Annotated in this window: 23 protein-coding genes and 1 pseudogene; 14 read left to right on the plus strand and 10 right to left on the minus strand. The window is 72.9% G+C overall.

Going from position 1 to position 24,290, the window contains the following annotated elements:
• The first annotated feature begins 38 nt into the window (after positions 1 to 38).
• Positions 39 to 716, plus strand: coding sequence for a uracil-DNA glycosylase (locus ABTZ91_RS03410; protein WP_352075426.1), 678 nt, complete (start codon positions 39 to 41; stop codon positions 714 to 716).
• A 4-nt stretch (positions 717 to 720) separates the two neighbouring features.
• Here ABTZ91_RS03410 and ABTZ91_RS03415 read toward each other — a convergent pair whose 3' ends face one another.
• The 4 genes from ABTZ91_RS03415 to ABTZ91_RS03430 form a co-directional block, all read right to left on the minus strand.
• Positions 721 to 1,806: an exo-alpha-sialidase gene (locus tag ABTZ91_RS03415; protein WP_352075427.1), complete on the minus strand. Its 1,086-nt coding sequence runs from the start codon at positions 1,804 to 1,806 to the stop codon at positions 721 to 723.
• Positions 1,807 to 2,044: 238 nt separating this feature from the next.
• Complete coding sequence (locus tag ABTZ91_RS03420) at positions 2,045 to 2,674, minus strand: ankyrin repeat domain-containing protein (protein WP_352075428.1); 630 nt, start codon at positions 2,672 to 2,674, stop codon at positions 2,045 to 2,047.
• Between the two features lie 352 nt (positions 2,675 to 3,026).
• Positions 3,027 to 4,397: an FAD-dependent oxidoreductase gene (locus ABTZ91_RS03425; RefSeq protein ID WP_352075429.1), complete on the minus strand. Its 1,371-nt coding sequence runs from the start codon at positions 4,395 to 4,397 to the stop codon at positions 3,027 to 3,029.
• 181 nt (positions 4,398 to 4,578) lie between these two features.
• A complete protein-coding gene (locus ABTZ91_RS03430; RefSeq protein ID WP_352075430.1) occupies positions 4,579 to 5,235 on the minus strand; it encodes a DUF305 domain-containing protein in 657 nt (218 codons plus the stop codon).
• A 232-nt stretch (positions 5,236 to 5,467) separates the two neighbouring features.
• Between ABTZ91_RS03430 and ABTZ91_RS03435 the strand changes: the two genes are divergently transcribed.
• A complete protein-coding gene (locus ABTZ91_RS03435) occupies positions 5,468 to 7,006 on the plus strand; it encodes an LVIVD repeat-containing protein (RefSeq protein WP_407077886.1) in 1,539 nt (512 codons plus the stop codon).
• 188 nt (positions 7,007 to 7,194) lie between these two features.
• On the opposite strand, the pseudogene ABTZ91_RS03440 reads toward ABTZ91_RS03435, so the two are convergent.
• From ABTZ91_RS03440 to ABTZ91_RS03455, 4 genes and pseudogenes are all read right to left on the minus strand, one after another.
• Positions 7,195 to 7,806: pseudogene (locus ABTZ91_RS03440) on the minus strand (TetR/AcrR family transcriptional regulator); the annotation flags it as partial.
• Positions 7,807 to 7,935: 129 nt separating this feature from the next.
• The gene (locus ABTZ91_RS03445) at positions 7,936 to 8,610 is read right to left on the minus strand and encodes a phosphatase PAP2 family protein (protein WP_352075432.1); all 675 of its coding nucleotides are present in this window, start codon (positions 8,608 to 8,610) and stop codon (positions 7,936 to 7,938) included.
• A gap of 134 nt (positions 8,611 to 8,744) precedes the next feature.
• Positions 8,745 to 9,683 carry a M56 family metallopeptidase gene (locus ABTZ91_RS03450; RefSeq protein ID WP_352075433.1) on the minus strand — a complete coding sequence of 313 codons (939 nt, stop codon included), beginning with the start codon at positions 9,681 to 9,683 and terminating at the stop codon, positions 8,745 to 8,747.
• A 90-nt stretch (positions 9,684 to 9,773) separates the two neighbouring features.
• Complete coding sequence (locus tag ABTZ91_RS03455; RefSeq protein WP_352075434.1) at positions 9,774 to 10,400, minus strand: DUF5134 domain-containing protein; 627 nt, start codon at positions 10,398 to 10,400, stop codon at positions 9,774 to 9,776.
• Between the two features lie 170 nt (positions 10,401 to 10,570).
• Here ABTZ91_RS03455 and ABTZ91_RS03460 point away from each other — a divergent pair, with 170 nt between their 5' ends.
• Positions 10,571 to 11,122 (plus strand): GNAT family N-acetyltransferase, encoded by a 552-nt coding sequence (locus ABTZ91_RS03460; protein ID WP_352075435.1) that lies wholly within the window; start codon positions 10,571 to 10,573, stop codon positions 11,120 to 11,122.
• Positions 11,123 to 11,161: 39 nt separating this feature from the next.
• Here ABTZ91_RS03460 and ABTZ91_RS03465 read toward each other — a convergent pair whose 3' ends face one another.
• A complete protein-coding gene (locus ABTZ91_RS03465) occupies positions 11,162 to 11,845 on the minus strand; it encodes a glycerophosphodiester phosphodiesterase family protein (protein ID WP_352075436.1) in 684 nt (227 codons plus the stop codon).
• Between the two features lie 274 nt (positions 11,846 to 12,119).
• On the opposite strand from ABTZ91_RS03465, the gene ABTZ91_RS03470 reads away from it, so the two are divergent.
• From ABTZ91_RS03470 to ABTZ91_RS03490, 5 genes are all read left to right on the plus strand, one after another.
• A complete protein-coding gene (locus ABTZ91_RS03470) occupies positions 12,120 to 13,526 on the plus strand; it encodes a DUF6421 family protein (RefSeq protein ID WP_352075437.1) in 1,407 nt (468 codons plus the stop codon).
• A 77-nt stretch (positions 13,527 to 13,603) separates the two neighbouring features.
• Positions 13,604 to 14,365 carry an SDR family oxidoreductase gene (locus ABTZ91_RS03475; RefSeq protein WP_352075679.1) on the plus strand — a complete coding sequence of 254 codons (762 nt, stop codon included), beginning with the start codon at positions 13,604 to 13,606 and terminating at the stop codon, positions 14,363 to 14,365.
• A complete protein-coding gene (locus tag ABTZ91_RS03480) occupies positions 14,362 to 15,441 on the plus strand; it encodes a low specificity L-threonine aldolase (RefSeq protein ID WP_352075438.1) in 1,080 nt (359 codons plus the stop codon). The genes ABTZ91_RS03475 and ABTZ91_RS03480 overlap by 4 nt, the downstream gene beginning before the upstream one ends.
• An 89-nt stretch (positions 15,442 to 15,530) precedes the next feature.
• Entirely contained in the window at positions 15,531 to 16,130 is a 600-nt protein-coding gene (locus tag ABTZ91_RS03485) for a transglutaminase-like domain-containing protein (RefSeq protein WP_352075439.1), read from the plus strand.
• A 10-nt stretch (positions 16,131 to 16,140) separates the two neighbouring features.
• Entirely contained in the window at positions 16,141 to 16,833 is a 693-nt protein-coding gene (locus ABTZ91_RS03490; RefSeq protein ID WP_352075440.1) for a phenylalanine--tRNA ligase beta subunit-related protein, read from the plus strand.
• A 9-nt stretch (positions 16,834 to 16,842) separates the two neighbouring features.
• On the opposite strand, the gene ABTZ91_RS03495 is transcribed toward ABTZ91_RS03490, so the two are convergent.
• Complete coding sequence (locus ABTZ91_RS03495) at positions 16,843 to 17,583, minus strand: lysophospholipid acyltransferase family protein (protein WP_352075441.1); 741 nt, start codon at positions 17,581 to 17,583, stop codon at positions 16,843 to 16,845.
• A 224-nt stretch (positions 17,584 to 17,807) separates the two neighbouring features.
• Here ABTZ91_RS03495 and ABTZ91_RS03500 point away from each other — a divergent pair, with 224 nt between their 5' ends.
• From ABTZ91_RS03500 to ABTZ91_RS03525, 6 genes are all read left to right on the plus strand, one after another.
• Positions 17,808 to 18,119 (plus strand): thioredoxin family protein, encoded by a 312-nt coding sequence (locus tag ABTZ91_RS03500; protein ID WP_345490944.1) that lies wholly within the window; start codon positions 17,808 to 17,810, stop codon positions 18,117 to 18,119.
• Between the two features lie 248 nt (positions 18,120 to 18,367).
• Positions 18,368 to 18,949: a flavin reductase family protein gene (locus ABTZ91_RS03505; RefSeq protein WP_352075442.1), complete on the plus strand. Its 582-nt coding sequence runs from the start codon at positions 18,368 to 18,370 to the stop codon at positions 18,947 to 18,949.
• Positions 18,950 to 19,148: 199 nt separating this feature from the next.
• Entirely contained in the window at positions 19,149 to 19,934 is a 786-nt protein-coding gene (locus tag ABTZ91_RS03510) for an electron transfer flavoprotein subunit beta/FixA family protein (RefSeq protein WP_352075443.1), read from the plus strand.
• A gap of 89 nt (positions 19,935 to 20,023) precedes the next feature.
• Positions 20,024 to 20,986, plus strand: a complete 963-nt coding sequence (locus ABTZ91_RS03515; protein WP_352075444.1) for an electron transfer flavoprotein subunit alpha/FixB family protein — start codon at positions 20,024 to 20,026, stop codon at positions 20,984 to 20,986.
• Between the two features lie 166 nt (positions 20,987 to 21,152).
• A complete protein-coding gene (locus ABTZ91_RS03520) occupies positions 21,153 to 22,442 on the plus strand; it encodes a DUF6986 family protein (protein WP_352075445.1) in 1,290 nt (429 codons plus the stop codon).
• A gap of 81 nt (positions 22,443 to 22,523) precedes the next feature.
• Complete coding sequence (locus ABTZ91_RS03525; protein WP_352075446.1) at positions 22,524 to 24,167, plus strand: serine/threonine-protein kinase; 1,644 nt, start codon at positions 22,524 to 22,526, stop codon at positions 24,165 to 24,167.
• Positions 24,168 to 24,290: the final 123 nt, after the last annotated feature.

Consider the following 24,290-nt stretch of genomic DNA (forward strand, 5'->3'; position numbering starts at 1 on the left):
GATCGGATTGTCGGTGTGGGCCGGTAGGGTGACTGCCCGTGACAGCACGACCGTTGAGTGAACTCGTAGAGCCCGGCTGGGCCCAGGCCCTGGCGCCCGTGGCGGGGCGCATCGCCCAGATGGGCGACTTCCTGCGCGCGGAGATCGCCGCGGGCCGGACCTACCTTCCGGCGGGGCAGCACGTCCTGCGCGCCTTCCAGCAGCCGTTCGACGACGTACGGGTGCTGATCGTGGGACAGGACCCCTACCCCACGCCCGGCATGGCCATCGGCCTCAGCTTCGCCGTCGCCCCCGAGGTCCGCTCCCTGCCCGGCAGCCTGGAGAACATCTTCCGCGAGCTGAACACGGACCTCGGCCTTCCGCGCCCCTCCAACGGCGATCTGACTCCCTGGACCCGCCAGGGCGTGCTGCTCCTCAACCGGGCCCTGACCACCGCGCCCCGCAAGCCGGGCGCGCACCGTGGCGCGGGCTGGGAAGCCGTCACCGAGCAGGCCATCCGCGCGCTGGCGGCGCGCGGAAAGCCGCTGGTGTCGATCCTCTGGGGCCGCGACGCCCGCAACGCGCGCCCGCTGCTCGGCGACCTGCCGGCGGTCGAATCGGCCCACCCGTCCCCGATGTCGGCGGACCGCGGCTTCTTCGGCTCCCGTCCCTTCAGCCGTACCAACGAACTCCTGGTGCGCCAGGGCGCCCAGCCGGTCGACTGGAGCCTTCCCTAGCCGGTCAGCCGATCACCGCCGCCCGTACGCACAGCACGTCCGGCAGGTGGTCGGCGAGCAGCTGCCAGCTGTCGCCGTCGTCCGCGCTCGCGTACACCTCCCCGTTGCGGTTGCCGAAGTACACGCCCGCCGGGTCGCCGTCGTCCGTGCACAGGGCGTCGCGCAGCACCGTGCCGTAATGGTCGCCGTCCGGAAGCCCCTTGGTGAGGGGTTCCCAGGTCGTGCCGGCGTCGGTCGTGCGGTAGACGCGGCAGCGCCGGCCGGCGGGGACGCGGTCGGCGTCCGCGTTGATGGGGAAGACATAAGCGGTGTCCGGCCGGTGGGGGTGGGCGGCGACGGCGAAGCCGAAGTCGGAGGGCAGGCCGCCGCCGATGTCCGTCCACCGGCCACCGCCGTCGTCGCTGCGGAACACCCCCCAGTGATTCTGGAGGTAGAGCCGGTCGGGGTCGCCCGCGTCCTGGGCGATCTTGTGGACGCACTGGCCGAACTCCGGGTTCGGGTCGGGCAGGAACACCGCCGACACCCCCTTGTTCGCGGGTGCCCAGCGGGCGCCGCCGTCCGTGGACCTGAAGACGCCCGCGGTCGACACCGCCACCGTCACCGCGTCGGGGTCGCGCGGGTCGGTGACCACCGTGTGCACCGCCTCGCCGCCCCCGCCCGGCACCCACCGGTCACGGGTGGGGTGCTCCCACAGCGGGCGCACGAGCTCGAAGGACTCGCCGCCGTCGGCGGATCTGAACAGCGCGGCCGGCTCCGTCCCCGCGTACACGACGTCGGGGGAGTGGCCGGGCGCGGGGTGCAGCTGCCAGACCCGCTCCAGTGAAGCGCCGGTGTCCTGCGGGAACTTGACCGCCGGCCGGGCCGGCTCGGTCCAGCTCGCGCCCAGGTCGTCGGAGTGGAAGACGGACGGCCCCCAGTGCGAACTGTCCCCGCCGACGAGGATCCTGGGAGTGGCGCGGCGCGTGTCGATTCCGATCGAATAGATCGCCTGCGCGTTGAAGTGCGGGTCGTCGAACTCCCATCGGCCGTCTCGCCCGCGGCCGATGAACAGACCCTTGCGGGTGCCTACGGTCAGTAGCACGTCGGTCATGCCGACACCTCCATGACGCCGTTGTCGCGGATACGGGCCAGTCTGCACCCGACCACTGACAACGACCGTCGGAGACGCCTCCGCCCCAGGTGAGAGGCGTGTTGCGGCGCCCTGAGCACGGCCGATCCCCGGCCGGCCGCCCCGACCGGCGCCCGGACTGCGCCCGGGGATCGACAGGGAGCCCGGGTGGAACCGGCTCCGTGCCCTCCTGTCCGTCCGGGGCGGGCTCAGGGCCCGCTCAGGCGGGAGCTTCGGCCGGGGCTCCGGCAGCGTCCCGCAGCAGCGCCGCGATCGTGTCGAAGCCGCGGCGCTCCGCGTGTTCCAGGGCGGTGGTGCCGTGGGCGTCGGGCAGGTCACGGTCCGCACCGGCCGCGAGGAGCAGGGCCACGACCTTCTGGTGGGCGCGGCCGCCGTCGCCGAGGATGACCGCCTCCAACAGGGCCGTCCACCCCAGGTCGTTGACGTGGTCGACATCGATCGCCGTCTCCTGGAGGACGGCCTTCACATAGGCCGCGTGGCCCCGCTCGGCGGCGGGAATGAGGCTGACGCCGCCGAACCGGTTCCGCAGCGTCACGTCGGGCGCCGGGTCCGCTGTGAGGAGCACCCGCATCATCGCCACGCTCCCGGTCGCGCCCGTCACCAGCCACGGGCTGTCGTGCCGCGCGTCCCGCGCGTTCACGTCGGCGCCCGCGGCGACCAGGGCCCGCGCCGCCTCCACGTGGTCGCCGAGCGCGGCCAGCAGCAGCGGCGAGCGCAGCTCCTCGTCGCGGACCTCGGTGCGGGCACCTTCGGCGAGCGCGGCGCGCACCGCCGCGGCGTCGCCCTGACGGGCGGCGGCGAGCAGCCGCAGATCGGCGGGGGCGGGCATGGACGGCTCCTCGGGACGGTACGGAACGGGGCGCGGCGGGGCCTGCCGGCAGGCGGGTCGCTCGGGCACGGCCCCGCGGCCCGGACGAAGGCCGGTCCAGGCCGACGCCAGGTCAGCAGACGTCCAGGTCACCAGGTGGGGCGCCGGCGATGGACGGCCCGCCGAGATCGCCCGCCAAGGGCGGACGGCCCGCCGGGTGGCCCGGCGGGATGGTCAACAGGTAGGCAAGCCCAGGCATAGCGCAGGCACCGCACCGTGCCGTGCCGCTCCCTCGTCCATCCTGGCTCCACGCCACCCCCCTCCCCGTCCACCCGGCGGCCCCTCCTCCCGCACCGCCCGGCCGACCCCCGGGTCAACCGATCGGCTGACCCTGCCGCGCCGCGCCCCGCAGTCCGTCCCAGTCGGGGATCTTCACCGGGCCGCGGCCCAGCGCGCCGCCCAGGGCCGCCTCCGCCCGCTCGATGGCCTGCCAGCCCGTCCAGAGCACCGGCTCGTGCCCCAGGGCCCGCAGCGCGGCGACCGGGTCGGGTGCCACGGGCCGGCGGGCGAGGACGGGCGCGTCGGCCAGCAAGGAGGCGGCGGTCTCCTTGGCGCAGGGCCGGTTGGTGCCGATCACGCCCGTGGGGCCGCGCTTGATCCAGCCGGCCACGTACTCGCCCGGCGACGGCACCCCGTCCCTGAGCACCCGGCCCGCGGCGTTCGGGACCGTGCCCCGTGCCGGGTCGAAGGGCAGGCCGGGCAGCGGCGCGCCCTGGTATCCGACCGCCCGCAGCACCAGGCCGGCCGGGATCTCCTCGTACCGCCCCGTGCCCCGTATCCCGCCCGCTCCGTCCGGTTCCGTGCGCTCGAAGCGGACCGCCGCGACCCGGCCGCCCTCGCCGAGGATCTCCACCGGCCGCAGGAAGAAGCGCAGCCGGACCGTGCGGCCGGTGGGCGCGGTGGCCGGGGAGGGCGTGGCGGCCGTCGCCCAGCCGCGTACGACGTCCAGATTGCGCCTGTTGACGGCCGGCAGCCCGGACGGGTCGGCGTACGCGGGGTCGAGCGCGAGCTCCGCCGGGTCGACCAGTACCCGGGTGTCCGGGAGCGCGCCGAGCTCGCGCAGCTCCTTGGTGGTGAACTTCGCCTGCGCGGGACCGCGCCGCGCCACCATGTGCACCTCGCGCACCCCGCTCGCGCCGAGCGCCGCCAGCGCGGCCTGCGGGATGTCGGTCGGCGCCAGCTCCTCGGTCCGCCGGACGAGCAGCCGGGTGACGTCCACCGCCACGTTCCCCGCCCCGACGACCACGGCGCCGGGCCGGTCGAGGTCGAAGCCCTCGTGGACCGCGTCCGGGTGGGCGCTGTACCAGGAGACGAACTCGGTCGCCGAGAAACTGCCCCGCAGCTCCTCGCCCGGCACCCCGAGCCGCCGGTCGCGCGAGGCGCCCACGCAGTAGACGACCGCGTGGTAGAGCTCCAGGAGCCGGGCCGGGGTCAGCCCGCGCGCGCCGACCTCCACGTCGCCGAGGAAGGCGATCCGCTCGTCCTCCAGGACCGCGCGCAGGCTGCCCTGGAGCGACTTGATCTTCTCGTGGTCGGGGGCCACCCCGTACCGGACGAGCCCGTACGGGCACGGCAGCCGGTCGAGGACGTCGACCCGTATCCCGGGCACGGCGTCCTGTCCGACCAGCGCCTGGGCGGTGTAGACCCCGCTGGGACCGGAGCCGACGACGGCGACGCGCAGCACGGAAGCACCCCTTCCCGCCGGGAGACCTCCAGCATGGCACCGGGAGCGCCGCCGGGGGAGTGGGCGCGCGACGACGGTGCGACGCACCACTCGCCCGTACGCGCCCCCACGCGCCCGTACGGTCCGCGATCCCCCCGTACGCCGGCGGTGGCACCCGGTCCGAGGCAGCGCCGCCCTCCGCCTACAGCGACCGCATCCGGTCGATCTCCACCGTCTGCTGCGCGATCACGTCGTTGGCCATCTCCTCCACCAGGACGTTGTTGCCCTGTCCGAGGACCTCCGCCGCCATTGTCACGGCGCCCTCGTGGTGGGTGATCATCAGCTTCAGGAAGAGGGTGTCGAAGGCGCGCCCTTCGGCGGCTCTCAGTGCGGCGAGCTGGGCCTCGGTGGCCATGCCGGGCATGGTGTGGTGGTCGTGGCCGGACTGCGGCCGGGGGCCGCCGTTGGCGGCAAGCCAGCCCTCCATGGCCCCGATCTCCGGGCCCTGCGCGGCGGCGATCCGTTCGGCGACCTTCTTCACCTGCGGCGATCCGGCCCGCTGCGGTGCCAGGGCGGTCATGGTGAGCGCCTGCCGGTGGTGTTCGATCATCATCTGGACGTAACGGAAGTCGGCGCCGTTGGGCCGCCCGTCGGGCAGCATCCGGGCCGCCTCCTCCGGGGAGACGCGCTTGGCGGGCTCGCCCGGCCTGCCCGGCGCCACCACCATCGGCCCGCTCGAACCGCCGGGCCCGGCGGCGGACTTCTCCGTTCCGGGCGCCGACTCGCAGGCGCCGAGGGCGAGTACGGCGGTGGCGCTGACCAGCACGGCGACGGTGCGGCGGACACGGCGGTTCGGCAAGGCGACCTCCACAGGAACGGCGGCAACTCAGATCACGCGGGTCACTCGGATCACGCGGGTCACTCAGATCACACAGGTCACGCAGGTCACTCAGATCACTCCGGTCTGTCGGAGCGTGCGGCGGAACTTCAGGTCGTCCGTGTTGCCATCTGTTGAGATGTGCACGCCAAGGACCATACTGCCCAGGTCCATCCGTCGTTCAGCTGTGAACGGAAGTCCCAGAGAGGACGGAGTGACTTCGTTGCGTACCACGAGTACCCCGCGCACACGGACCAGAAGCCTGGGTGTGGCGACCGCCGCCGCCGGACTGCTGGTCAGCCTGCTCGCCGCAGGACCCGCGGCCGCCACACCCGAGCCGGGTGACCTCCCCGTACCGGACACCGTCAGCGCGCAGCGGGCGGCGGACACCCGTGCCGCCATCGCGAGCGGTGAGATCCCGGGTGTGGACGAGATCGTCCACACCCCCAACATCGAACACCTCGCCAACATCCCCAAGGACGCCCTCAAGGGCACCAACTCCGACCTGGCCTTCCAGGGCAGGTACGCCTTCGCCGGCAACTACGACGGCTTCCGGATCTTCGACATCAGCAACCCGAGGTCCCCCAAGACCGTCGCCCAGGTGCTGTGCCCCGGATCCCAGAACGACGTCTCCGTCTCCGGCGACCTCCTGTTCCTCTCCACCGACTCCTCCCGCAGCGACGACTCCTGCGCCAGCGTCTCGCAGCCCGCCACGGTCAAGGAATCGTGGGAGGGCATGAAGATCTTCGACATCAGCGACATCGCCAACCCGCGGTACGTCGCCTCCGTCGAGACCGCCTGCGGGTCGCACACCCACACGCTGCTGCCGAAGCGGGACGACGTGTACGTGTACGTCTCCTCGTACGCGCCGAACGCGGCCTTCCCGGACTGCCGGCCGCCGCACGACGGCATCTCGGTCATCAAGGTGCCGCGCGAGGCACCCGAGCGGGCCGCGGTCGTCTCGTTCCCCGTCCTCTTCCCGGGCGAGGGCCCGGACGGGGGCGGCAACCCCGGCGCACCCACCAACCCCGGCGTCTCCAAGACCACCGGCTGCCACGACATCACCGTGCTCCCCACCGAGGACCTCGCCGCCGGATCCTGCATGGGCGACGGCATCCTCTTCGACATCAAGGACCCCGAGCGGCCCCGGGTCATCGACCAGGTCCAGGACAACGTCAACTTCGCCTTCTGGCACTCCGCCACCTTCAACCAGAAGGCCGACAAGGTCGTCTTCGCCGACGAGCTCGGCGGCGGCGGCGCGGCCACCTGCAACGCGGAGGTCGGCCCGAACCGCGGGGCCAACGGCATCTACGACATCGTCGGCAAGGGCGACGGGCGCCGGCTCGTCTTCCGCAGCTACTTCAAGATCTCGCGCCACCAGGCCGACACCGAGAACTGCGTCGCCCACAACGGCTCGCTCATCCCGGTCAGGGGCAAGGACATCATGGTCCAGTCCTGGTACCAGGGCGGCGTCTCCGTCTGGGACTTCACCGACTCCCGCCGGCCTAAGGAGATCGCCTACTTCGAGCGCGGCCCGATCTCGGCGACCACCCCCGTCGGCGGCGGCTCCTGGTCGGCCTACTACTACAACGGCCACATCTACTCGAACGACATCGCCAAGGGCTTGGACGTCCTGAAGATCTCGGACAAGCGCACCGACAAGGCGCAGCGGGTCCGGATGCACGAGCTCAACGTCCAGACGCAGCCGGACTACTTCCGCGACTTCGAGCGGGCCTCCGGCGCGGACGACTGATCAGGACCGGACGGCCGGGCCTGTTCCGCCGGCCATTCCGGCTCGCACGGCCGGGCCTGTTCCGCCGGCCACTCCGGCCCGGACGGCCGGACAGGTCCGGCCGGCAGGTCCGGCACCCGGATCCCCCGGGAGCCCAGCTGGAGCGGCACCCGGGCCGGCCGGCCGCGTAAGACCGTGTGCGCCACCGGCGTGCCGTCGGGCGGGCCTCCGCCCGGCGGCACGCCCTGCTCCCAGTCGAGCCCGTACCGCTGGAACAGCTCCGCCCGCAGCCGGGCCCTCGGCATCGGCGCGCCCGGCAGCAGCACCGCGAACACGGCGCCCATGAGCAGGGCCCGCAGCAGCGGATAGTCCCGGTCCACGTCGTCGGTGCCGTAGCGCGCCACGGTGTCGCGCAGCAGCGCGGCCAGCCGCTGCTGCTCCGGACACTGCACGAAGCCCTCGGCCTGGAGGATGCCGGCCATGTGCGTCCGCATGAGCACGGGCCGGTCCTCGGCGAGCCCCAGGATCGCGTCGATGGCCCGGGCCAGCAGCTCCCGGCCGTCCTCGGTGCGCGGCTCGCGCTCCAGCGCCTCCTCCAGGGTCAGGTGCATCAGCCGGTGCACCGCGGACTGCAGCAGCTGCCGCTTGCCCGGGAAGTAGTACGAGATCAGGCCCCGTGCCGAACCGGCCCGGCCGGCGATGTCGCCGAGCGTCGTGGCCTCGTAACCCCGCTCCGAGACCAGCTCCACGGTGGCCGCCAGGATCCGCTCGCGCGAGCGCCGCCGGAGCTCTTCATTGACCGATGCGCTACGCGGGGACATGCTGGACTCCTGCGTTGACTGGCTCGCAGCCAATATACTCAGCGCGACCTGCCGTCGTGCCCTCGTGGCCGACGGTGGGGCATGCCGTCTGTTCTGGGCGACGCGGGGGATCGTCCAGAACAGGCGGCTTCATCGTGTTTCTCCCATTCTGCTCCCCTTGTCCGGGCCGGTCGCCGGTGGTCTGCGGGCTTCGAGGCGCCGGTAGGTGACGATGGCCGCGGCCACGCAGCACCAGCCGAGCAGCCAGCCGCCCAGCACGTCCGACGGCCAGTGGACGCCCAGGTAGACCCGGGTCCAGCCGACCCCGGCCACCGACACCACCGCGAGGCCGGTGAGCGCGCCCCAGCCCCACCAGCCCTCGCGCCAGCGCAGTGCGAGCACCCACAGCAGCAGCCCGCAGCTGACCGTCGCCGCCATGGCGTGCCCGGACGGGAACGCCGGGAAGTGCGCCGAGTCCACCGGATCGGGCCAGCTCGGCCTCGTCCGCCCCACCGCGAGCTTCAGGCCGTGCTGGAGGGCCCAGGCGAGCACACTGGTGACCGCCACCCACAGCGCGAGGCGGCGCTCCCGGCGCCACCACAGGACGAGGGCGGTCACGCCGGCGAGCGTCCGCATGGTCCACGGGTCCCACACCCAGTCCGACAGCACCCGGTTGAGCCGGGTGAAGCCGGGCTCGGCGACCGCGCTGCGGTGCAGCGCGTCGGACACGTCCCGGTCGAACGACAGCAGCGGGGACCACCCCACGGCCACCAGGACGAGCAGCAGTACGGCCAGGGCCCCGGTCACGACGGCGGAGATGCGCATGGGCCGATCCTGCCCCACGGCCGCGTTTCCACGTGTCCGCGCGGCGGGCCTGTCGGCGCCGTCCGGCCGGTTTTCGCCCTCGCCAGGATCGGCTGGGACCGCCGGCGGGCGGCCGGGGTGTCCGTCTGGGCTCTCTACCCGAGCGCCGTCAGCGCCGGGACGAACGCCACCAGGACCGGGACGGCCGGGACGAGGGTCGCCGCCGCCGTCAGGCGCAGCCGGCGGGCCGTGGTGAGGCGGGGCGTGGCCGTCAGCAGGCGGTTGACGCGCTGCGGGAGGTCGGCGTCCGGGGCCGGTCCCGGGCCGAACACTCCCCGGTCCTCGTTGAGCTCGACCAGGGCCAGGGCGATGGTCAGCCGTCCGAAGCGGCGCGAGGCCACGTCATCCGCCGCCAGCTCCACCAGCCGGTGCATCTGGCCCTGGAAGGCGGCGAAGACGGGGACGCCCGGGAAACCGGTCGCGAGGGCGGTCGCGCAGTGCAGCAGCCAGTCGTGCCGCGCCCGCGCGTGTCCCTGCTCGTGCGCGACGAGGGCGTCGAGCTGACGGCCCTTGAGACGGCGCAGCGCGGCGGTGGTGACGACCAGGCGCGGCGTCCCGCCGGGCAGCCACCAGGCACCGGGGCGTTCCTCCTCCAGGACGACCAGGCGCCCGCTGTCGGCGGGCTCCTCGCCGGGCAACAGCGGCGCCCGCACCAGCAGTTCGCAGCGCCGCTGCCTGCGGCGGGCCCGGGCCCGGCCGATCTCCCGGCCCAGCATCGCCCCGGACCACAGGCCGCCGGCCGCGAGCAGCACGGCCAGCGTCGCCGACCACGGGGCGTGGGTGCCGAGCTCGTACGCCTCGATCACCGCGCGCGGCGCGGACCCGAAGACCTGGCCCCGCACCGCCTGCCAGGCGGCGGCCGCACTGAAGGTCATCGACAGCGCGAAACTCAGCAGGATCGCCGCCACGACGCACTGCCACACCCACAGCGCCACCACGGGTTCCCGTTCCACCCAGTCGGCCCGCGACAGCAGCCGCGGGGCGACGACGGCGGTCAGGACGCCGAGCGCGAGGAGCGCGAGGGAGACCAACATGGCGCCACCCTATGAGGCGGTACCAGGCAGGGGTATGCCCTCGCCGATCAAGTGACGTACGCCACGGTTTGATTGCACCGCACCGGTACCTCAGAGCGTGAGGAGCATCGCCAGCATCGCGAGCGCCATGGACAGCCGGCAGACCAGCGTCAGCTCCGCCCCGCCCCGCCCGGCCGCCGCGCCCGACCCCACCACGCCGCCCGGCGCGGCCGCCGCGCCCGCCGCCCCGGACGCGTCCGGGGCCGGTGCGGTCACCGGGACCAGTCGCGCGCCCGAACGCAGCACGTACACCCCGTAGTAGACGATCAGCGCCCCCGTCAGCAGGGGTATGCCCGCGCCGGCGGCCGCGCCGCCGTGCCCCGCGCCGTGCGCCCCGTGGCCGCCGCCCGGCGCCCCCGCCATCGCCACCGCCATGTAGACCATCGCGAGCGAACCGACCAGATGGTGCAGATGATGACGCCCCCGCCGCACCGCCCCGGTCAGCCCGTGCAGCGCCGCGACGCCGAACACCGCCGCGTACACCGCCCAGGCCCACTCCGGAGGGGTCAGCACCGCCGCGGGCAGGGCCATCGCCGCCATGCCGAAGCCCATCACGGCCTCGCTCACGGCCGCCGCGCGCTCCTCGCCGGCGCTGCCGCGCGTCCGCCACAGGCAGTACGCGCCGCTCGCCGCGCACAGCACCACCAGCAGCCAGCCGGACAGAGCCGGTCCGTGCACGCCGGACACCCCCCTCCTCACGGTCCCGTCGAGTGCATGCCCGGCCCCCGCCGCACCCACGCGGGCGCACGGACGCGCACAGGTGTACGAGGGGGAGCGCGGGGCGCGCGTTAGGCTCGGGGCCGATCGCGTCCGCCGATCGTCAGCGCCCGAGGGGAGACCCGCACACCATGGACACCGCCGCGCCCCGGCACACCGACCGCCTCACGTATCGCGACGCCGTCCTGGACGACGTCCCCGTGCTCGTCGAGCTCGTCCAGTCCGCCTACCGCGGCGACGCCAGCCGGGGCGGCTGGACCACCGAGGCGGATCTGCTCCAGGGGCAGCGGACGGACCCGGCAGGCGTCGAGGCGGTCATCACCACGCCCGGCAGCCGGCTGATGGTGGTCGAGCGGGACGGCGGGATCGTCGCCTGCTGCCAGCTGGAACACCGCGGTGAGGCCGCCTACTTCGGCATGTTCGCGGTCCGCCCGGAACTCCAGGGCGCCGGTCTCGGCCGGCGGATCATCGCCGAGGCCGAGCGTCGGGTGCGGGAGCTGTGGGACGTGCGCGAGATGCACATGACGGTCATCTCGGTGCGCGAGGAGCTGATCGCCTGGTACGAGCGCCGGGGGTACCGCCGTACGGGCCGGACGAGCCCGTTCCCGTACGGCGACGAGCGCTTCGGCGTGCCGCAGCGCGACGACCTCGAGTTCGAGCTCCTGGTGAAGGAACTGGTCTGATCTCCGGCGCGCCGGATCCGGCCCGGCCCGGACGGCCGCTCAGGCGGTGAAGCGGCCCGTGCGCCGGATCTCCGGCCGGTCCGTCGTGGCGCCGTCGAGCCCGAGGGCCCGGGCGAGCCGCAGGTCGTCCTGGGTGTTCACGACCCAGCCGATCACCCGCAGGCCCGCCGCGTGCGCCCGCTCGACGGTGTCCAGGGTGAGGTGCCGGATGTTCAGGACGAGCGCGCCCGCGCCCACGGCGAGGGCGCGCTCCACCACGTCGGACTGCGGATGGTCGGCGACGAGCGCGGTGCGCACCCCGGGGACGAGGCCGCTGATCTCCGCCAGGGCCTCGTCGTGGAAGGAGAGGACCTCCACCCGCGCGGTGAGGCCACGCTCGTTGATCACCCCGGCGAGGGCCCGGGCCGCGGCGACGTCCTTGATCTCGGCCTGGACCGGGGCCCGGACCGCCTCCAGGACCTCCTCGAAGACGGGGACGCGCTCCCCCTCGCCCGCGTCGAGCTCGCGCAGCTCCGCGAGGGTCTTGCCGGCGACGGGCCCGCTGCCGTCGGTGGTGCGGTCGACGTCGGCGTCGTGCATGACGACCAGCGCGCCGTCCTTGCTGAGGTGGAGGTCGAGTTCGACGGCGTCCATGCCCGCCTGCTCGGCGAGGACGAAGGAGCGCAGGGTGTTCTCGGGCGCGACGCCCATGACTCCGCGATGACCGATGGTGAGGAAACTCAAGATCTTCTCGCTTCCGTCGGGGTCCGGCCCGTGGCTCCGCCGGGCCGGGTGCGGCTCGGTGCGGGTCGGCTCGGGGCGCAGCCTAGTAGATGGGGGCAAAACGGGAAGCGTCCCCACGGAAGCCCGTGTTTCTCATCGCGCAAGCCCACTCGACAGGAAAATTCGCGGCGACAAGGGGGGTCGCGCAGGATAATTTCTCTTACCCCCTCTTGCGGGGAAGAACCGTGGATGCATACGGTGTCTTGACGCAAGGTTCTCCTGTGGAGGAAGAGGCATGACGGAAATTCTTGTGCAGGACGTGACCGGTGGGGGGACTTCCACCGACGCTCCGGTGATCGACCACCCCGCATGGCCCGAGCTCAAGAATGCCGTGGAGGAGCTCCGTCCCTGGCAGAGCGCGGACGGCTCCATCGACTTCGAGGCCGAGGGCGCGCCGACCCGCGCCCACGCCGAGCAGACCGTCGAGCGCGTCGTCGCCGCGGTCGAGCGGCTCTCCCCGCTGCTCCCGCACGACGCGGACTACCACCACGCGCTCGTCGCCGACCTGCGCAAGTGGGCCAAGGGCGGCTTCGAGGTCCCCGACTTCCTGGACGCGCTGCTCGCCTTCCAGCCGGCCGCGAACCGCGTCGACGGGCTCCAGCACCTCGTCGTCTTCCCCATGTACACCCAGAACGGCAACCCGGACCGCAACCTCGAAGCGGTCGTGCTGCGCATGGTGTGGCCGGAGTGGCTCGCCGAGCTGGAGGCCACCCGCTACGACAACCCGCTCTTCTGCGGCATCACCTTCGAGGACTTCACGGCCGGCTACGACACCCACTCCGCCGTCCTCTTCCCCGAGACCATCGCCGTGCGCGAGGCCCCCGCGCGCTTCACCTGGGGCGGCATCTTCTGCGACCGCGAGGCCGCCCGCTTCCGCAAGGTCACCGGCGCCGCCGTCGACATCCTCGGCATCGACCTGCCCGAGGACATCGCCGCCATGGTCGAGGACCAGGAGCGCTGCGAGAAGGCGTTCGTCCTGTGGGACATGGTCCACGACCGCACCCACAGCCACGGCGACCTGCCCTTCGACCCGTTCATGATCAAGCAGCGCCAGCCGTTCTGGATGTACGGCCTGGAGGAGCTGCGCTGCGACCTCACCGCCTTCAAGGAGGCCGTGAAGCTGGAGGCCGAGGGCAACGCGCACGGCCGTGACGTGCAGTACGCGGTGCTCTTCGACCGGATGTTCCGCTTCCCGGTCTCGGGCGACCGCAACCGCAACTACGACGGTCTCGGCGGCCAGCTGCTCTTCGCGTACCTCCACAAGCACGACGTGGTGCGCTGGACCGACAACACGCTGAAGATCGACTGGAAGCGGGCCCCCGAGGTCACCAACCAGCTCTGCGGCGAGATCGAGAAGCTGTACCGCGACGGCATCGACCGCCCGAAGCTCGTCCACTGGTTCAAGGCGTACGAGCTGGTCTCCACCTACCTCGCCCCGCACCCCGGCTCCACCTGGGCCAAGGGCCCCGACGCCCTGGACCTGACCCAGCCGCCGCGCAAGCTCGTGGACGACGTGCTTCCTGACGAGTTTCCGCTCAGCATGTTCTATGAGGCCCTTGCCAAGAAGCTCAAGGGCGTGATCGCCTCCACCAAGGGCATCACCGCCGCGAAGACCGCGCCGGCCGAGCAGGCCGCCGCGTGACCGACGCGACCCACACGGCACGGGCGAACGACGGGTCCACCGGACCCACCCAGGCGACGGAGCAGGAGGCGACGACCATGAGCGGCAACGGAAACGGCGGAGCGCTGGACGGAGCCGTCATCGCGGTCGCCGGCGCGGCGGGCCCCGCGGGCCGGGCGGCCCTCCTGCGCCTGGCCGAGGCGGGGGCGACCGTCGTCGCCTCCGACGCGGACCCGGCACGGCTCGCCGAGGCGGTCGACGCCGCCCGTTACGCCCACGGCGGTGCCACCGTCACCGGCGACACCGTCGACCTGCTCGACCTGGACGCCACCCGCGAGTGGGCCGACAAGACCGAGAAGGAGTTCGGCCGGATCGACGGCCTGGTCCACCTCGTCGGCGGCTGGCGCGGCAGCTCCTCCTTCCCCGAGACCGACCTCAAGGACTGGGACTTCCTGGAGAAGCTCCTGATCCGTACGGTCCAGCACACCTCGCTCGCCTTCCACGACGGCCTGCTGCGCAGCGGCGGCCGCGGCCGCTACGCCCTGGTCAGCCAGGTCGGCGCGCACAAGCCGCTGGCCAACAACGCCGCGTACAACGCGGGCAAGGCCGCCGCCGAGGCGTGGACGCTCGCCCTCGCGGACTCCTTCCGCAAGGCGGGGGGCGACGAGGGTCCGCAGGCGGCTGCTGCGATCCTGGTGATCAAGGCACTGGTGCACGACGCCATGCGCGCCGAGCGCCCGAATGCGAAGTTCGCGGGCTTCACCGACGTCACGGACCTGGCCGACGCCATCGCCGGACTGTGGGACAGGCCCGCCGAGGAAGTGAATGGACAGCGCCTGTGGCTGACCCCCAAGCCGTGACCACGGCCCTGGGCTCCAGGACCGACGCCCGTCGTCACCACGACCCGTCGGTCCGGGGCTTCGCCAGCGACAACTACGCCGGCGCCCACCCGGAGGTCCTCGCGGCCATCGCCCTCGCCAACGGCGGCCACCAGGTCGCCTACGGCGAGGACCAGTACACCGAGCACCTGCAGCGGATCATGCACAGCCACTTCGGCCCCTCGGCCGAGGCCTTCCCGGTCTTCAACGGGACCGGGGCGAACGTGACCGCGCTCCAGGCGCTCACCGACCGCTGGGGCGCGGTGATCTGCGCCGAGTCCGCGCACATCAACGTGGACGAGGGCGGCGCGCCGGAGCGGATGGGCGGCCTCAAGCTGCTCACCGTGCCCACCCCGGACGGCAAGCTCACCCCCGAGCTGATCGACCGGCAGGCCTGGGGCTGGGAGGACGAGCACCGGGCGATGCCCCAGGTCGTCTCGATCACCCAGAACACCGAGCTCGGCACCGTCTACACGGTCGACGAGATCCGGGCCATCGTCGAGCACGCCCACTCCAAGGGCATGAAGGTCCACCTCGACGGCGCCCGCATAGCCAACGCGGCCGCGTCGCTGAACGTGCCCATGCGGGCGTTCACCAACGCGGTGGGCGTCGACGTGCTCTCGTACGGCGGCACCAAGAACGGCATGCTCTTCGGCGAGGCCGTGGTCGTCCTCAACCCGGACGCGGTCAGCCACATGAAGCACCTGCGCAAGCTGTCCATGCAGCTCGCCTCCAAGATGCGCTTCGTGTCGGTCCAGCTGGAGGCGCTGCTCGCCAAGGACCTGTGGCTGCGCAACGCCCGGCACGCCAACGCGATGGCCCAGCGCCTCGCGGAGGGCGTGCGGGGCGTGGACGGGGTGGAGATCCTCTACCCGGTCCAGGCGAACGCGGTCTTCGCGCGGCTCCCGCACGAGGTCAGCCGCCGACTCCAGGAGCGCTTCCGCTTCTACTTCTGGGACGAGGCGGCCGGTGACGTGCGCTGGATGTGCTCCTTCGACACCTCGGAGGACGACGTGGACGCCTTCCTCCAAGCGCTGAAGGAAGAGATGGCGCGCTGAGCGATCCATCCTCCCCGAGGGTGCATGAGTATGCGGCCGGATGTAAAGTCATTGACTTGCGTCCGGCCGCATTCCTATGCTCACGGATCATGGAACTCATCCAGAAGACTCCGGACATCGCCGCCTACTTGGCGGCAAGTGAAGCCGTCGACCATGAGCACCCCGTGGTGCGGGAGCGCTCCGACCGACTGTGGAGTGACCATCCGGACGCATATTCATACGCCAAGGCCGCCTACGAGTACGTACGGGACGCCGTCCCGCACTCCGCCGATTCCGGGGACCCGCGCGTCACCTGGCGCGCCTCCGACGTGCTCGCCACCCGCAACGGCACCTGCTCCGCCAAGTCGCACGCCCTCGCCGCCCTGCTCCGGGCCCGGTCCATCCCCACCGCCTTCTGCTACCAGCGCCTCGCCGACGACGGGGCGAACCCGATGATCCACGGCCTCGTCGCCGTGAAGCTGCCCGGACAGGACCGCTGGGCGCGGCAGGACCCCCGGGGCAACCTGGCGGGAGTGGTGGACGCGCGGTTCTCGCTCGACGAGGAGCGGCTGGCCTGGCCCGTACGACCGGAGTTCAATGAAGTGGACTATCCGGTGCTCTATGATGAACCGCATCCGGCCGTCCTGGCCGCCCTGCGGGCCGCACGGGACCGGCCCCACCTGTGGACGCTGCTTCCCAGCCAACTCTGAACGGCGGATCATGACTCTGACCCTCACCGTCTCCGACGAGGTTCGCACCCTCGTGCCCGGCTTCACCCACCTCGCCGTCGAGGCCCACGGACTCGTCAACGGACCCAGCGACGCGACCAGCTCGGCCCTGCTCGACGACGCCGCCCGCCGGCTCACCGAGCGCCTGGCCGGCCGGACCCCGGACCAGGACCCGCACGTCGCCGCCTGGCGCGCCGCGTACTCCGCCTTCGGCGCCAAGCCCTCCCGCACCCGCAACTCCGCCGAGGCGCTCGCCCGACGCGCCCTCGCCGACGGCGGCCTGCCCCGGATCAACCGGCTCGTCGACGCCTACAACGCGATCAGCGTGGCCCACCTGATCCCCGTCGGAGGCGAGGACCTGAACAGGATCCAGGGCGGCATGCGGCTCGTCCGCGCCACCGGCCGGGAGGAGTTCGTCACCGTCGCGGGCGGCGAGGAGACGATCGAGCACCCGGAACCCGGCGAGGTCGTCTGGTGCGACGAGGCGGGCGTCACCTGCCGCCGCTGGAACTGGCGCCAGGGCCCCCGCACCCGCATCGACGACGACACCACCGACGCGCTGTTCCTGCTGGAGTCGCTGGAGCCGATGACCCTCGGCGACCTGCGCACCGCCGGCGAGGAACTCGCCGAACTGCTCCAGAAGGTCAGCCCCGGAGCCCGGATCACCGTCCGCGACCCGGAGTGACCGGCGGTCCTACTGGATCCCGTCGCCGCGCTCGGCGGCCTTGAGCTCCTCCGGCGTCGGCGCCGTGCCCCCGAGGTGCGCGGGCACCCACCAGGTGTCAGCCGCGTCCTTGGGGCGCACCGGGTACGCGCGCTGCGCCGCCTCCAGGAGCTCCTGGACCCGCCCGCGCAGCCGCCGGGTGATCGCCCCCGCGTACTGGTCGGCCGGCGCCTCCACCGGCTCGCCGACCCGGATGGTGACCGGGATGTGGCTGCGCCGGAAGTTGCGCGGCCGGCCCTTGGTCCAGATGCGCTGGGTGCCCCACAGCGCCATCGGGATCAGCGGCACCCCGGCCTCCTGCGCGAGGCGCGCCGCACCCGACTTGAAGCTCTTGAGCGTGAACGACTGCGAGATGGTCGCCTCGGGGAAGACACCGACGATCTCGCCCGCCCGCAGCGCGCTCAGCGCGTGCTCGTAGGCGTGCTCGCCCTGCGCGCGGTCCACCGGGATGTGTTTCATCGAGCGCATCAGCGGCCCGGACACCTTGTGCCGGAACACCGCGTCCTTCGCCATGAACCGCACCAGCCGCTTCTGCGGCAGCGCGGCGAGACCGGCGAAGATGAAGTCCAGATAGCTGATGTGGTTGCTCACGAGGACCGCCCCGCCCTGGCGGGGGATGTGCTGCGAACCCTGAGTGTCGATCTTCAGGTCCAGCGCCTTGAACATCGTGAGTGCGGCGCCGATGACCGGTCGATAGACAAGCTCTGCCATCTGGAGGGAAACCCTTCGTCTGTGCCTCGGGAGGGTTCTCCCGGCGAAGTTACGCGGCCGTAGGTTTTCGGCTTTGGGCAGATCGTGCCCCATGTGGGGGCTCATAACCAGCCCTGACGGCTTCGTACGGGGAGATTCTCGTCACTCCCGGTCGCCGTGGCGGGAATCGAACGGTCCCGTGGGACGCTTGATCCGGTGTGGACGACAGGCGAGGAGGCGGACGGATGACCGAGGTCCTGGGCGCGGCGGAGCTCGGCGCTGAGCTGGGGGAGCGGGCCACCCTGGTCCAGTTCTCGACCGCCTTCTGCCAGCCCTGCCGGGCCACCCGCCGCACCCTCGCCGAGGTGGCCGCCATGGTCGAGGGCGTGGGACACGTCGAGATCGACGCCGAGGAGCGCCTCGATCTCGTACGGGACCTGGGCATCGTCCGTACGCCCACGGTGCTGGTCCTCGACCGGTCCGGCCGGATCGTCCGCAGGGCCGCCGGGCAGCCCCGCAAGGCCGACGTCATCGCCGCCCTCGGGCGCGCGGTCTGACCTGGTGGTCCGTGTGACGCGGTGGCCCATCCGACGTGGCGGCCCGTGCCACGTGGTGACCCTGCTCCCATCTGACGGTCCGCACTTGACTGCACACGTCAACGATCGTCAGGCTGGCGCAATGGTGCCAGAACTCCTTCTTCACGGCCGGGCCCACGTGGACCTCGCCCGCAACGCGAGCGCGCGCTGTCCGGGTGTCTGACGAACCCGCGACCCCCCTCCCGCCGCCCCCGCTGAAGGACGACTCCATGACGGTCTCGCCCGAGCTCCGCACGCTGCCGACGATTCCCGGCCGCACCGACGTCCCCGCCGTCGGCGCACCCCGCACCGGCTCTCCCGACCTGCTCCGTTCCGTCTTCCGGCAGCACGCCGCCGGAGTCGCGGTCATCACCGCGCACGGCGAGCGGCCGGTCGGCTTCACCGCCACCTCGCTCAACTCCGTGGCCGCCGACCCTCCGCTGATCTCCTTCGGCGTGGGCACCGGCTCCTCCAGCTGGCCCGTGCTCGCCGAGGCCGAGCACGTCGGCGTCCACATACTCGGCGAGCACCAGCGGGAGCTGGCCACCACCTTCGCCCGCAGCGGCGCCGACCGCTTCGCCCCGCCCACCCGCTGGGGCCCGGGCCCCGAGGGCGTTCCCGTCCTCGACGGTGTGCTCGCCTGGCTGGTGGGCCGGGTGGTGGCGCGCGTCCCGGCCGGGGACCACCGGATCGTCATAGCCGAGGTGGTCGCCGGCGATCCCCGCGCCGCCGGCTCCGGCGACGGCAGCCCCGGCGAGGCCGGCCGTCCGCTGCTGTACCACCAGGGGCGCTTCAACGCGCTGCGGGACTGAGAGTTCCCGTACGGCCGACCGCGGCGGCGTTGGCAAGGTCACATGGCTGAGCGCTTGCTCACCGGTAACGAACTGGCTGTACTGACGAGTAATATTTCCGGTGGGGCTACGGAGGCCCCGACCGGAAACCCGCCCTTCAGGCGCCTATGCTGCGAGCAGCAACGCAGCCCAGTTATGACGATGCAGTAGGAGAGCCGGCGTGAGCTTGAGGATCGTTGTCTGTGTGAAGTACGTGCCGGACGCCACTGGCGACCGGAAGTTCGCCGATGACCTGACGGTCGACCGCGACGACGTCGACGGCCTCCTTTCGGAGCTCGACGAGTACGCGGTCGAGCAGGCGCTGCAGATCGCCGAAGAGGCGGACGACGCCGAGGTCACCGTGCTCACGGTCGGCCCGGAGGACGCCAAGGACGCCCTGCGCAAGGCGCTGTCCATGGGTGCCGACAAGGCCGTCCACGTCGAGGACGACGACCTGCACGGCACCGACGTCATGGGCACCTCGCTGGTGCTCGCCAAGGCGATCGAGAAGACCGGCTACGACCTGGTCATCGCCGGCATGGCCTCCACCGACGGCACCATGGGTGTCCTCCCGGCCATCCTCGCCGAGCGCCTGGGCGTCCCGCAGGTCACCCTGCTCTCCGAGGTCAAGGTCGAGGACGGCAAGGTGACGGGCCGCCGTGACGGCGACACCGCCTCCGAGCAGCTGGAGGCCTCGCTTCCGGCCGTCGTCTCCGTGACGGACCAGTCGGGCGAGGCCCGCTACCCGTCCTTCAAGGGCATCATGGCCGCCAAGAAGAAGCCGGTGGAGTCCCTGGACCTCTCCGACCTCGACATCGAGGCCGACGAGGTCGGCCTGGAGGGCGCCTGGACCAAGGTCGACTCCGCCGACGAGCGCCCGGCGCGCACCGCGGGCACGATCGTCAAGGACGAGGGCGAGGGCGGCAAGCAGCTGGCCGAGTTCCTCGCGAGCCAGAAGTTCATCTAGCCGGACTCCCGGGGCGCGGCCCCGGGACCGGCGGGCTCGCGCAGAGCCACCAGACCGCCCCCTTTTCGTTCGCAGGAGATTGAAGTCCCATGGCTGAGATTCTCGTCTACGTCGACCACGTCGACGGAGCCGTCCGCAAGCCCACCCTGGAGCTGCTGACGCTGGCCCGCCGCCTGGGCGAGCCGGTCGCCGTCGCCCTCGGCAACGGTGCCGCCGACACCGCCGCCGCCCTCGCCGAGCACGGCGCCGTCAAGGTCCTCACCGCCGACGCCCCCGAGTTCGCCGAGTACCTCGTCGTCCCGAAGGTCGACGCGCTCCAGGCCGCGTACGCGGCCGTGTCCCCGGCCGCCGTGCTCGTCCCGTCCTCCGCCGAGGGCAAGGAGATCGCCGCCCGCCTCGCGGTCCGCATCGGTTCCGGCATCATCACCGACGCCGTGGACCTGGAGGCCGGTGCCGAGGGCCCGGTCGCGACGCAGTCCGCGTTCGCCGCCTCGTACACCACCAAGTCCCGTGTCTCCAAGGGCACCCCGGTCATCACGGTCAAGCCGAACTCGGCCCCCGTCGAGGCCGCCACGGCCGCCGGCACCGTCGAGGCGCTGTCCGTCTCCTTCTCGGAGAAGGCCACCGGCACCAGGATCACCGCCCGCACCCCGCGCGAGTCCACCGGCCGCCCGGAGCTGACCGAGGCCGCGATCGTGGTCTCCGGCGGCCGCGGCGTCAACGGTGCCGAGAACTTCGCGATCATCGAGGCGCTCGCCGACTCCCTCGGCGCGGCCGTCGGCGCCTCCCGCGCCGCCGTCGACGCCGGCTGGTACCCGCACTCCAACCAGGTCGGCCAGACCGGCAAGTCGGTCTCCCCGCAGCTCTACATCGCCGCGGGCATCTCCGGCGCGATCCAGCACCGCGCCGGCATGCAGACCTCGAAGACCATCGTCGCCGTCAACAAGGACGCCGAGGCCCCGATCTTCGACCTCGTCGACTACGGCGTGGTGGGCGACCTCTTCGACGTCGTCCCCGCCCTCACCGAGGAGGTCAAGTCCCGCAAGGGCTGATGACCAGCGGCTGACCAGCGGTTCTGTCGGACCCGGGGCCGCACGGCGAACTCTCGCCGTGCGGCCCCGCGCCGTTTCGGACAACCATTGACGCAGGTCCCGGCGGACTACTAACTTCGCTATACGGATTGTTGATTCCGTGCAGCGGAAAACAGGAGGATGTGGGATGGGTCAGCAGGAGAAGGTGTCGACGAGCCTCGCGGGCGCGGTCAGCGAGGACATCAGCGCCTCCCTCGCCGCCGTGGACGCCGAGCTGGACCGCCGCTACCCAGGGGACCCCGGCACCCGCCAGCCCGTCCACACCGTCTACGTCCCCGGCAACGCCTTCGACGCCGGAACCATCCGCTCCTGGGGCGACCAGGCCCTCGCCGCCCTCGACGAGCACGCCCCCGACGCCGCCACCTTCGCTGCCGTCCTCGGCCTCGCCGACGACCTCGCCGAGGACGTCTACGGCCGCGTCCGCGCCAAGCTGGAGCGCGAGCCCATCGAGGACCTGCGGGTCGACTTCGAGGACGGCTACGCCGGCAGCGACGAGGACCACGATGCCGCCCGCGCCGCCCGGATCATCACCGAGGCCTACGCCGACCTCAGCGCCGCCCCGTACATGGGCATCCGCATGAAGTGCATGGAGGCCGCCGTACGCGACCGCGGCATCCGCACCACCGACGTCTTCCTCACCGGCCTCATGGAGAACGGCGGCCTGCCCGACGGCCTCGTCCTCACCCTCCCCAAGGTCACCTACCCCGAGCAGGTCACCGCCTTCGTCCGCCTCCTCGAAGCCTTCGAGAAGGCCCACGGCCTCGACGCCGGCCGCCTCGGTTTCGAGATCCAGATCGAGACCAGCCAGGCCATCCTCGCCGCCGACGGCACCGCCACCGTCGCCCGCATGATCGACGCCGCCGAGGGCCGCGCCACCGGCCTGCACTACGGCACCTTCGACTACAGCGCCTGCCTCGGCGTCTCCGCCGCCTACCAGGCCAGCGACCACCCCGCCGCCGACCACGCCAAGGCGATCATGCAGGTCGCCGCCGCCGGCACCGGCGTACGCGTCTCCGACGGCTCCACCAACGTCCTCCCCGTCGGCCCCACCGCCCAGGTCCACGAGGCGTGGAAGCTCCACTACGGCCTCACCCGCCGCGCCCTGGCCCGCGCCTACTACCAGGGCTGGGACATGCACCCCGGCCACATCCCCACCCGCTACGCCGCCGTCTTCGCCTTCTACCGCGAGGGCTTCGAGACCGCCGCCAAGCGCCTGTCCGCCTACGCCAACCACGCCGGCGGCGACGTCATGGACGAGCCCGCCACCGCCAAGGCCCTCAGCTCCTACCTGCTGCGCGGCATCGACTGCGGCGCCCTCGACACCGCCGAGGTCGACGCCCTCACCGGCCTCACCCGCGCCGACCTCGCCCGCTTCGCCGCCCCGCGCCGCGGCGACCTGACGGCGACCGCCCAGTAGCCCCGAGGCCCGCGCGGACCCGACCGCCCCGCCCCGTACCCTGTACGCGTTCATCACAGCCGAACAGGGAACGGGGCACGGGTGTCTTCGGGGGAGAACGAGCGGCTCGCCGGCCGCTACCGCGTCGTGCGGCAGCTCGGGCGCGGCGGCATGGGAATCGTCTGGCGCGCGGTCGACGAGGTCCTCGGCCGCGAGGTGGCCGTCAAGGAACTGCGCACCTACAACGACGCCTCGGGCCCCGAGCTCGACGACCTGCGCCTGCGCATGCAGCGCGAGGCGCGGGCCGCGGCCCGGGTCCGCCACCCCGGAGTCGTCGCCGTCCACGACGTCACCGAGCACCAGGGCCGCCCCGTCATCGTCATGGAACTCGTCGACGGGCCCTCGCTCGACGGCGTCCTCGGCGAACGCGGCACCCTCCCGCCGCGCGAGGCCGCGAGGATCGGCGCCGCCGTCCTGGACGCCCTGGCCGCCGCCCACGACGTCGGTGTCCTCCACCGCGACGTCAAGCCCGGCAACGTCCTGCTCGACCGGTCGGGCCGCATCGTCCTCACCGACTTCGGCATCGCCGCCATGGACGACCCCGGCGACGGCTCCGCCACCCATCTGACCCGCAGCGGCGAGATCGTCGGCTCCCTGGACTACCTGGCGCCCGAGCGCGCCCAGGGGCAGCAGCCCGGCCCCGCCTCCGACGTCTGGGCGCTCGGCGCGACCCTGTACGCGGCGGTCGAGGGCGCCTCGCCGTTCCGCCGCACCTCCACCTGGTCCACGCTCAACGCCATCGTCGTCGAGCCCCTGCCCGAGCCCCGCAACGCGGGCCCGCTCGGCCCGGTGCTCCGGCAGCTCATGGACAAGGACCCGTCCCGGCGCCCCGACGCCCGGACGGCGGCACGCCTGCTGGCCGCGGTGGCCGACGGCACGGAGCCGGCGGTTCCGCCGATGACCACCGGGCCCGGCACGGGGCCGGGCGCGCCTTCCGGCGGGCACGGCGGGGCACCGCACCTGTGGGTGCCGACCGAGCCCGCCGCCGTACCGCTCCGTCCGGAGGGCGGTGCGGGCGTCCAGGGGACGGCCGCCGCGGGGCCGGCGGGCGCGTACGGGTTCGGCGGGCCGGATGCGTACGGCATGACGGGTGGCCCGGCGTCCGGGTTCGGTGGGGCGGTCCCGTCCGGTATGACGGGTGGTCCGGTGGCGGGGCCCGAAGCGGCGTCCCCGTTCGCTGGGCCGGTTCCTCACGGCGGGCCCGGCGGACACGGCGCGGTGCCGATGCCCGTCGGCCCGCTGTTCCCGCTCCGTACCGCCTCCGCCTCCCCCTCGCCCTCCGCCAGGACCTCCAAGGCGCCCCTTCCGGGCGGCGCGTCCGGCGGGAGCACGGGCGGCAGCGGCGGGACGACCGGCGGCTCGACCACGACCAGCGGAGGGGGCGGGGCGGCCCCGCCACCCGCACCCGTCTGCTTCTCGCGCGGCGGCGGGAAGTACGACTGCCAGGTGTGGCGCACCGAGAAGACGTACAGCCACGGGGGCGCCCAGATGGGCGTCCTCAACGCCGGCACCAACTACTTCTACTGCCAGACGAACCTCGGCCGCCGCGAGACCTACGGCGAGTGGAGCAACGTCTGGTGGGCCAGGACCGACGACGACAGCGGCAACACCGACGTGTACTTCAGCCTTGTCTACATCAAGGGCGGCGACAACGACCAGCCGCTGCCGGGCCTGCCGGTCTGCTGAGCCCCGGCGGCGGTCGGCCACCCCGCCATGAGGTGGACGACCGCCGCGGTCGCGGCGACTTCGGCGACCGCGCCGAACGGCGGCGCGGCGGTGTCGGCCGCCGGCCTGACCGGGCGGCATGTC

This window comes from Streptomyces sp. NPDC126499, assembly GCF_040302485.1.
Taxonomy (GTDB): domain Bacteria; phylum Actinomycetota; class Actinomycetes; order Streptomycetales; family Streptomycetaceae; genus Streptomyces.

Excerpts from the sequence above, each read along its gene's own strand:
- ABTZ91_RS03415 (WP_352075427.1), bottom strand. The coding sequence starts at position 1,806 with ATGACCGACGTGCTACTGACCGTAGGCACCCGCAAGGGTCTGTTCATC.
- ABTZ91_RS03420 (WP_352075428.1), bottom strand. The coding sequence starts at position 2,674 with ATGCCCGCCCCCGCCGATCTGCGGCTGCTCGCCGCCGCCCGTCAGGGC.
- ABTZ91_RS03445 (WP_352075432.1), bottom strand. The coding sequence starts at position 8,610 with ATGCGCATCTCCGCCGTCGTGACCGGGGCCCTGGCCGTACTGCTGCTC.
- ABTZ91_RS03450 (WP_352075433.1), bottom strand. The coding sequence starts at position 9,683 with ATGTTGGTCTCCCTCGCGCTCCTCGCGCTCGGCGTCCTGACCGCCGTC.
- ABTZ91_RS03460 (WP_352075435.1), top strand. The coding sequence starts at position 10,571 with ATGGACACCGCCGCGCCCCGGCACACCGACCGCCTCACGTATCGCGAC.
- ABTZ91_RS03470 (WP_352075437.1), top strand. The coding sequence starts at position 12,120 with ATGACGGAAATTCTTGTGCAGGACGTGACCGGTGGGGGGACTTCCACC.
- ABTZ91_RS03475 (WP_352075679.1), top strand. The coding sequence starts at position 13,604 with ATGAGCGGCAACGGAAACGGCGGAGCGCTGGACGGAGCCGTCATCGCG.
- ABTZ91_RS03485 (WP_352075439.1), top strand. The coding sequence starts at position 15,531 with ATGGAACTCATCCAGAAGACTCCGGACATCGCCGCCTACTTGGCGGCA.
- ABTZ91_RS03490 (WP_352075440.1), top strand. The coding sequence starts at position 16,141 with ATGACTCTGACCCTCACCGTCTCCGACGAGGTTCGCACCCTCGTGCCC.
- ABTZ91_RS03495 (WP_352075441.1), bottom strand. The coding sequence starts at position 17,583 with ATGGCAGAGCTTGTCTATCGACCGGTCATCGGCGCCGCACTCACGATG.
- ABTZ91_RS03500 (WP_345490944.1), top strand. The coding sequence starts at position 17,808 with ATGACCGAGGTCCTGGGCGCGGCGGAGCTCGGCGCTGAGCTGGGGGAG.
- ABTZ91_RS03505 (WP_352075442.1), top strand. The coding sequence starts at position 18,368 with ATGACGGTCTCGCCCGAGCTCCGCACGCTGCCGACGATTCCCGGCCGC.
- ABTZ91_RS03515 (WP_352075444.1), top strand. The coding sequence starts at position 20,024 with ATGGCTGAGATTCTCGTCTACGTCGACCACGTCGACGGAGCCGTCCGC.
- ABTZ91_RS03520 (WP_352075445.1), top strand. The coding sequence starts at position 21,153 with ATGGGTCAGCAGGAGAAGGTGTCGACGAGCCTCGCGGGCGCGGTCAGC.